5 protein-coding genes are annotated in these 8,756 nt (G+C 43.6%); 4 read left to right on the forward strand and 1 reads right to left on the reverse strand.

Features of this window, described 5'->3' with window-relative positions; genetic code table 11:
• The first annotated feature begins 67 nt into the window (after positions 1–67).
• The 4 genes from N477_RS12500 to N477_RS12515 all read left to right on the forward strand — a co-directional run bounded on the left by N477_RS12500 (position 68) and on the right by N477_RS12515 (position 7,474).
• Positions 68–1,564: a tryptophan halogenase family protein gene (locus N477_RS12500; RefSeq protein ID WP_063362074.1), complete on the forward strand. Its 1,497-nt coding sequence runs from the start codon at positions 68–70 to the stop codon at positions 1,562–1,564.
• Positions 1,565–1,730: 166 nt separating this feature from the next.
• The gene (locus N477_RS12505) at positions 1,731–3,569 is read left to right on the forward strand and encodes an alpha-amylase family protein (protein WP_063362073.1); all 1,839 of its coding nucleotides are present in this window, start codon (positions 1,731–1,733) and stop codon (positions 3,567–3,569) included.
• A gap of 2 nt (positions 3,570–3,571) precedes the next feature.
• Positions 3,572–5,062: an MFS transporter gene (locus N477_RS12510; protein WP_063362072.1), complete on the forward strand. Its 1,491-nt coding sequence runs from the start codon at positions 3,572–3,574 to the stop codon at positions 5,060–5,062.
• 21 nt (positions 5,063–5,083) lie between these two features.
• Positions 5,084–7,474 carry a glycoside hydrolase family 15 protein gene (locus tag N477_RS12515; protein ID WP_063362071.1) on the forward strand — a complete coding sequence of 797 codons (2,391 nt, stop codon included), beginning with the start codon at positions 5,084–5,086 and terminating at the stop codon, positions 7,472–7,474.
• 163 nt (positions 7,475–7,637) lie between these two features.
• On the opposite strand, the gene N477_RS12520 is transcribed toward N477_RS12515, so the two are convergent.
• Positions 7,638–8,636 carry a hypothetical protein gene (locus N477_RS12520; protein ID WP_063379448.1) on the reverse strand — a complete coding sequence of 333 codons (999 nt, stop codon included), beginning with the start codon at positions 8,634–8,636 and terminating at the stop codon, positions 7,638–7,640.
• Positions 8,637–8,756 lie beyond the last annotated feature (120 nt).

Genomic DNA, 8,756 nt, shown 5'->3' on the forward strand with positions numbered 1-8,756 from the left:
AACTTGAGAATATAGAAAAAGCCTTATCGTACTGCGATAAGGCTTTTTTATTGCTAAAGAGGTGAGCATGACTGAACGAATTCAAAATGTGTTAATTGTCGGCGGTGGCACCGCGGGCTGGTTAAGTGCGTCATTGCTAAAGCGAGTACTGAAAGATCTGGTTAACATCACCTTGATTGAGTCAGATGACATTGGCACAGTCGGCGTTGGCGAAGCCAGCATTCCGCCGATGGTTAATTTTAATGCCGCACTCGGGCTCGATGAGCGCACATTTATTGAGCAAACTCAAGCGACGTATAAGCTAGGTATTGAGTTTGAAGGGTGGGGCCACCAGGATAGCCGCTATATGCATGCGTTTGGTGAACAGGGTAAAAGCTTTCCTTTTTGTGACTTTTTTCAAGTTTGGCTCAAGGCAAAGCAACAGGGGTTAACGGACAGTTTGGCTGAGTATTCTTTAAATACTCAAGCGGCAAAAGCAAACCGATTTGCGCACTTGCAGCATATCCCCAATACACAATTGCAAGGCCTTACCTATGCTTATCATTTTGATGCAGGCCTTTACGCTAAGTTACTGAGCAAGCAGTCTCAAAGTCAAGGTGTTAGGCGAGTTGAAGGGAGAATCACTGAGGTAAAGACAGATCCTAATACAGGGAATATCGCAGCAGTTATTCTAGCAAATGGTGAACGATATAGCGCTGATTTATATTTAGATTGCAGCGGATTAAAAAGCCTGTTAATTGACCAAACGATGAATGTTGGATTTGAAGATTGGTCACATTGGTTACCTTGTGATAGCGCGTGGGCACTGCCCAGTGAACAACTTGATGGTGAGATTAAGCCTTATACTCGCGCGATTGCAAAGCAAGCTGGCTGGCAATGGCAAATACCGTTGCAACATAGAGTTGGTAATGGGTACGTGTTTTCTAGCAAATTTATATCAGAGCAAGATGCCAAAGAAGCGTTATTGCAAAGTTTGCCAAGCCGCCCTTTGGCTGAGCCTAAATTGATTAAGTTCAAAACGGGCATGCGTCGTAAGCAATGGCAAGGTAATGTCTTTGCGGTAGGCTTGTCGAGTGGGTTTTTGGAGCCGCTAGAGTCAACCAGTATTCATTTAATCCAAACATCTATTTTACGTTTGATCAGACACTTTCCATTTGATGCGATAAAGGACAGTGCCATTGAAAACGCCAATATGGAGTTTGCAAATGAGATGGAACAAGTGAGAGACTTCATAATCCTTCACTATAAACTGACTGAAAGAGACGATTCGCGATTTTGGCAGTGGTGTAAAAATATGTCTATTCCCCCAAGCTTACACAGAAAAATGGCACTCTTTGAAGAAACTGGCCATTTCGCCGCGAAAACCGATGATTTATTTCAAAACGTAGCATGGCAACAAGTGATGGTTGGGCAGGGACTAGTGCCAAAGACTTATCATCCATTGGCTGAGCAGTTTGATGGCGAACATTTAAAAAGCTTATTGGATAGCTTAAAAGTGTTATTACAGACCACAGTAAATAAGCTGCCAAGCCACCAAGCATTTATCGATAAAATGACAAAATAATGCGGTGTATTTTAGGAATATTGCCATGGCGCGAAGTATCTACCATACTTCGCGTTTTTTTATATGAATAACAAATTAATCGCGACTTTGAATACGTATGCAAGTGGTTCAACACTGGGCTGCAAGTCAGTAGACTCAATTAAAATACCAATATGACAACAAGATAATGACAATAAAACCTTTGGTGCTTGCACTGAGCTTAATATCAGGCAGTGTTTTGCTGACAGCATGTCAGTCTTCTCAACAAGCTGAGCAAGGTAAGCAAGCCGAACAACAAGAGCAAAAGCCTGTCGTTTACCAAGTATTCACGCGACTATTTGGTAACACAAACACCAATAATGTGCCCTGGGGTACGTTGGCACAAAATGGCGTGGGCAAATTCGAAGACTTCACGCCAAAGGCGTTATCGGAAATTAAAGCCATGGGCGTGACTCATGTTTGGTATACAGGTGTGCTACATCATGCTTTAGTTGCCGATTACAGCGCATATGGCATTGGTATTGATGATCCCGATGTGGTTAAAGGCCGTGCAGGTTCACCTTATGCAATTAAAGACTATTACAATGTTAACCCTGACTTAGCAAAAGATCCTGCAAAGCGACTGGCAGAGTTTGAAGCGCTGATTGAACGTACTCATGATGCAGACATGAAAGTAGTGATAGACATTGTACCCAACCATGTTGCAAGAAATTACCAATCTTTGAGTGCGCCGCAAGGGGTTAAAGATTTTGGCGCGCAAGACAATACATCGCTGACTTATGCCCGTGATAACAACTTTTATTATGTGACAGGGCAGGACTTTAAAGTTCCCACATCTGCTGATTACCAAGTACTAGGCGGTAAGTCTCACCCGCTTGCGGATGGCCAATTTACAGAATCACCTGCGAAATGGACGGGAAATGGCGCACGAGCTGCGCAGCCGCATATTCATGATTGGTATGAAACCGTTAAAGTGAATTACGGTGTGCGCCCTGACGGCAGCTATGACTTCCCAACGCTGCCTGCTGAGATGGCAAAGCAAGACTACCGTGCACACTATGCATTTTGGCAAGATAAAGACCTACCGGATAGCTGGTATAAGTTTAGAGACATCACCTTATATTGGCTTGATAAAGGGGTAGATGGCTTCCGTTACGATATGGCTGAAATGGTGCCAGTTGAATTTTGGAGCTTTTTAAACTCTTCCATCAAGATGCAAAACCCTGACGCCTTTTTATTGGCTGAGGTGTACAACCCAACCCTTTATCGCCCTTATATTCACCAAGGAAAAATGGACTTCTTATATGACAAAGTGGGCTTCTATGACAGCTTGAAGCTGTTGATGCAAGGCACTGGCAATGCACAAAATGTAATGGATGCACACTTAAGCGTGTCAGATATAGCACCACACATGCTGCACTTTTTAGAAAACCATGACGAGCAACGTATCGCCAGCCCTGAATTTGTAGGCAGTGCTGAAAAAGGCAAACCAGCGATGGTAGTGAGCCATTTAATCAGTAAAGCACCGACTATGCTGTATTTCGGTCAATCGGTCGGTGAAGACGGCTCAGAGATGGCCGGTTTTGGTAAACCGAGCCGCACCAGCATTTTTGATTATATCGGTGTACCTGCACATCAGGCTTGGATGAATAAGGGCAAATTTGACGGTGGCCAGCTAAGTGATGAGCAAAAGGCATTACGTCAATATTACAAAAAGCTCATGAACTTAAGCTCAATGCCTGCTATTCAACATGGCGCATTGGTGCAACTGAACACATTAGATAGTGCTAACAAGCCAGCTGAAAAAGTGATGGCATTTGCACGTGATAATAGTGCTCAGCAAGTCATTGTGGCAAGTAACTTTGATGCTGATAACGCGCAGCAGGTTACGATTGAATTACCTGAGGGATGGCAAGGCAAAGTCGCCGATAAGTTGGAGTCTCACCCAACACTTGTCATTAAAAATAATCAACTCAACATCACCTTGGCACCGCTTGCCAGTGTTGTGTATGAGCTAGAGAACTAATTATGCAAAAACAAAAACCACAACTGAGTTTCTGGCAAATTTGGAATATGTGCTTTGGTTTTATGGGCATTCAATTTGGCTTTGCGTTACAAAACGGTAATGTGAGCCGAATCTTCCAAACGCTAGGCGCATCAGTTGATGATATTCCTATTTTGTGGGTGGCAGCGCCACTCACCGGATTGATTGTACAGCCGATAATTGGCTACTGGAGTGACAGAACTTGGACGGGCCTTGGCCGTCGTCGTCCTTTCTTTCTGTATGGTGCGATACTGACGACTTTATCACTCTTCATCATGCCAAACTCGCCAACACTTTGGATTGCAGCCGGTATGCTGTGGATCATGGATGCGTCAATCAATGTCACGATGGAACCGTTTCGTGCATTAGTGGGTGATAATCTTAATAAAAAGCAGCGCGCAACAGGCTATGCAATGCAAAGCTTTTTCATTGGTATTGGTGCCATTATCGCCTCTGCATTGCCTTGGATGATGACCAACTGGTTTGGGATCAGCAACACGGCAGCGCCTGGGGAAATACCGGAGTCTGTTAAATATGCCTTTTATTTTGGTGGTGTGATTTTATTTTTGGCGGTTGGCTGGACCATTCTTAAAACCAGAGAATACACACCTGAGCAGTTAGCCGAATTTGAATCACCAGAGCTGAAACAAGCATCATCACAGCCAAAACAACGTATTCAGTTTGCCAAGTATGCACTTGTGAGTGGCGCGATTGGTGGGCTTATTTTGGCGGGTGTTACCGTGTTGAAGCTAGAAAAAGAGCTGTACTTGTTAAGTGCACTATTACTGTCGTTCTCAGCCATCATTCTTATTGCGGGCTATCTGCAAAACAAGCAGCGTACAAGCGGTGGTTTTTACGAAGTCATTTACGATGTATTCACTATGCCAGAAACCATGAAGCAATTGGCGGTGGTGCAGTTTTTCAGCTGGTTTTCTTTATTTGCAATGTGGATCTATACCACATCGGCGGTAACCAGTTTTCACTATGGCGCGACGGATGTGACTTCTAAAGCCTATAACGATGGTGCTGATTGGGTCGGTATTCTATTCGCTGCATACAATGGTTTTGCAGCGCTAGCAGCCGTATGTATCCCATTTGTGGTTAAACGTGTTGGCCTTAAGTGGGCGCATAGTTTAAATCTGCTTTTAGGTGCCGGTGCGCTTTTGAGCTTTTTGTTTATTTCAGATCCAAGTTTACTGTGGGTACCAATGATAGGTATCGGCTTTGCGTGGGCATCTATTTTATCTCTGCCTTATGCCATGTTAAGCGATGCTGTGCCAGCGCACAAAATGGGCGTGTTTATGGGGATTTTTAACTTCTTTATTGTTATTCCTCAATTACTGGCAGCCAGTGTACTTGGCCTTATCTTAAGAAACGTTTTCGAGAATCAACCTATTTATGCATTAGTTATTGGTGGTGTGTCGTTTATTTTAGCGGCGCTGTCTGTTGCACGTGTAAAAACAAGCGCGCAATAAAACAGCCACTGAGGAGTAAAAATGAAAAAATTGTCATGTTTGTCGTTGGCACTGATTGCAGCAGGCCTTATTGGGTGTGGTAGTGCAACGAATACGCAGCAGATTGAGACCGCACCGGGTGCGCCGGGCGATAAGCCGTTTTGGACTTATTCAGATAAAACGGGCATTGGCACGTCTTATGAAGCCTATAAAAATGGCCAGTATGCAAATGATGCACAAACAGGTGAAGTATCTAAAGTTTGGTTTTCAATTGCCAAAGGCATGATCACTGAGACCATGTTCGGTCTTATTCACCAAGCGCAAATTCGTGATATGCAGTTTGTGGTGACAGGTAAAGACTTTACTGTGACTGAGCGCGATGAGTTAGATGTGTCGATTGATTATCTTTATAAAGATGCACAAGGTCGCCCTTTATCACTGGCTTATAAAGTTGTCAGCAAAGACAAGCAAGGTCGCTTTACACTAGAAAAACACATTTTCACGGACCCTGATGGCCAGACTTTATTTGTCAGAGCAAAAGTGGATACGCAGCTGAGCGGTGTAAAAGCGTTTGTAAACGTCAACCCATATGTGAATAACAACGGTCTGAATGACTCAGCAACCGTGACAGACAAAGGTTTGGTTGCTTGGGAAGCGGATAACTTTTTAACCTTGCAAAGTAGTACAGGGTTTGAGCAAGCATCGGTCGGTTTTACAGGTAGTAGTGACAATCTAAATGAACTTAAGAAAAATCATGCATTGACGAGTACTTACCAAAGCACAGGAGATACAAAAGGCAATGTAAACTGGCTTGCAGAACTAGGCGAAGTTAATGGATCTGCGACCTTTGACCTTGCGTTGAGCTTTGGCAAGTCACAAGCAGAAAGCTTTGCTCAAGGTGCCGCTGCGCTAAATAAAGGCTATGACAAAGTTCTTGCACACTACAATGGCCAAGGCGAGCACATAGGGTGGGAAGATTATTTAGCCAGCCTTGAGCCTATGCAACGTCTTGCTAACTACACCACTGACAGCGGTAAATTATTAAATGTCAGTGCATTAGTCTTAAAAGCACAAGAAGATAAAACGCACGCCGGCGCGCTCATTGCATCACTGTCTAACCCATGGGGTGACACAGTTGCTGCTGAGCAAGGTCACACAGGATATAAAGCTGTTTGGGTACGTGACTTTTATCAAGTCGCTATGGCGTTCATGGCGATGGGCGACCCAGATACAGCGCTAACCTCATTTGAATACCTTGAAAAAGTTCAAGTAATGGATGGCACGCCGGGTAACCAAGGTGATACTGGCTGGTTTTTACAAAAGACACATGTTGATGGTGAGTTAGAGTGGGTAGGCGTTCAACTTGACCAAACAGCAATGCCGATCATGCTTGCTTGGAAATTGTGGCAAGCGGGTGTGTTAAGTGATGAAAAGCTAGTTTACTGGTACGAGCGCATGCTCAAACCTGCGGCAGAGTTCCTAGTAGATGGCGGTCTGGCAAAGATTTTGTGGAATGACACGCAAATTACGCCTCCTGCGACCCAACAAGAGCGCTGGGAAGAGCAAGATGGGTATTCTCCTTCGACAACCGCGGCGGTGATTGCAGGTCTAGTGACGGCAAGTGACATCGCCAAGCTAGCAGGTGATAAAGCCGGTGAGCAAAGGTATTTAGATACTGCTAAACAGTATAACGATACTGTTGAAAAGCTCATGTTCACCACCGAAGGTAACTTGAAAGGTCAAGACACAGATGGTGAATACTTCTTCCGTATCGCACGAGACGAGAACCCAAACACCGACACAAAATTAGGTGATAACAATGGTCGTACAGGACTTGATAAGCGTCAGATCATTGATGGTGGTTTCTTAGAGTTGGTTCGTTATGGTGTCAGGGATGCAGATGCACCAAGCATTTTGAAAACACTGCCAGAGTACGAGGATGAAACGTTACCTGAAAACTTGCGTGTAAAATACAGCTTTACCTTTGCAGGTGACCCAAATACTTACCCTGGCTACCGTCGTTACGGTAACGATGGCTATGGCGAAGATGAAGTAAAAGGGACTAATTACGCTGAGGGCGGTCAAAATACACCGGGGCAACGTGGTCGTGTATGGCCATTCTTTACAGGTGAAAAAGGCCATTATGAAATAGCGGCTGCCGCTGCGACTAAGGGCTTAAACAAAGAAGCTGTGACGCGTATTAAGCATACCTATGTACGTGGCATGGAGCACTTTGCCAACGAAGGTTTGATGCTACCAGAGCAAGTCTGGGATGGCGTCGGTGTTAACCCGTTTGGTTATCAGCTAGGTGAAGGCACAAACTCGGCAACACCGCTGGCTTGGACACATGCAGAGTACGTTAAATTAGTCCGTTCACTTGCAGATAAAAATGTCTGGGATCATTACCCAATCGTCAGTGACAAACTAAAATAACCCACCTTACAAAAGCGGTGCATTTGTAATGCACCGCGATCATCACCTGAAATCAGGGTTAAACTATTAGTGTCACTTTTAAGTCAATTAAAAATAAAAAAACCGTAATAAAATAATTGATTACGGGTAGTGCATATAGTTTTAAAACGTAAACTCGATGCTTTTACTGAGCCATCTTTTTGATGATGATCCGATATTTGCCCTCATACGATTCACGTTGAAGAACTGTAACCGTGTTATCAGGGTTGCCAATTAAGCCCATTACTCTATGGCTATCCGGATAGTTGACCTCATTTATTAATTTTTGCTCATGCGACTTTAATGATGGCGAAAACTCAACAAGATTTTGTGCATTATTAATATTTGTTACAGTGGTATACATGCCATTTTCTTCATTATAAACTAATGCACGGCTTTCATAATAATAAATACCTTTGTTCACAAGACCATTGATTAGTCCACGGCCTTCAGGTGAAACTACCGAAACAGCAGGACTCCCATCACCACTTTGCCCAATGATTCCATAGTTACCGTTTTCAAATTGGGTAGCATAACTTATATTTGCATGAAGATAATCCAGAGCATTATGCCATGTCATTACACTATTAAGCTTACTATCGAAGATTTGTACATAAGCGCCACCATCGAAATAATCACGGTTAGGATCAGAGGTTTCAGGGTAAGCAAACCCAATGACAGTTAAATTATTGGCTTTATTTTTGATAAGCTTCTCGATACTGCTTGAGTGCCCTTGAATATCAGGTATGTTTGGCTCTTGTGATATCTCACCGGTAGCAGCAGAAATAGTAAAGAGTCCACTAGTTGCTGACAAATCATCGGCCAGATAAACTTTATCTTGTACTTGGACTGCACTAATAAATTTATAATCATGATCTATCCCAGGTGCTACTCGATTTACTGACCATTGATATTGACCACTGGCATTTAGTTTTTTGACCAGAGCTTTATTTTCCCATTTAACACCACCCACTGCTAAGATAGAACCATCATCCAGTTCTACAATACTGTGTGCCGTGGGCCCACTTTTGTTGTTGGCGAAATAATGCCACTCCACTTCACCTTGAGTGTCTATTTTAAATATCCAATCATCCCCTGCAGATTCATGAAGTAAATCTTGAGGGTGGCTAAAGGCTGTTGCCAATACGATATATCCGCCATCACGTGAACGAATAATAGATTTGGGCTCGCCTTTGTCTGAGCCGCCAAAGTATTTAGTAAATACTTTGGCGGCTCTTGAGCCTCACTCCAATCACCAGCTAAC

The sequence above is a fragment of the Pseudoalteromonas luteoviolacea H33-S genome, from assembly GCF_001625695.1.
In the GTDB taxonomy this organism is placed as follows: Bacteria; Pseudomonadota; Gammaproteobacteria; order Enterobacterales; family Alteromonadaceae; genus Pseudoalteromonas; species Pseudoalteromonas luteoviolacea_B.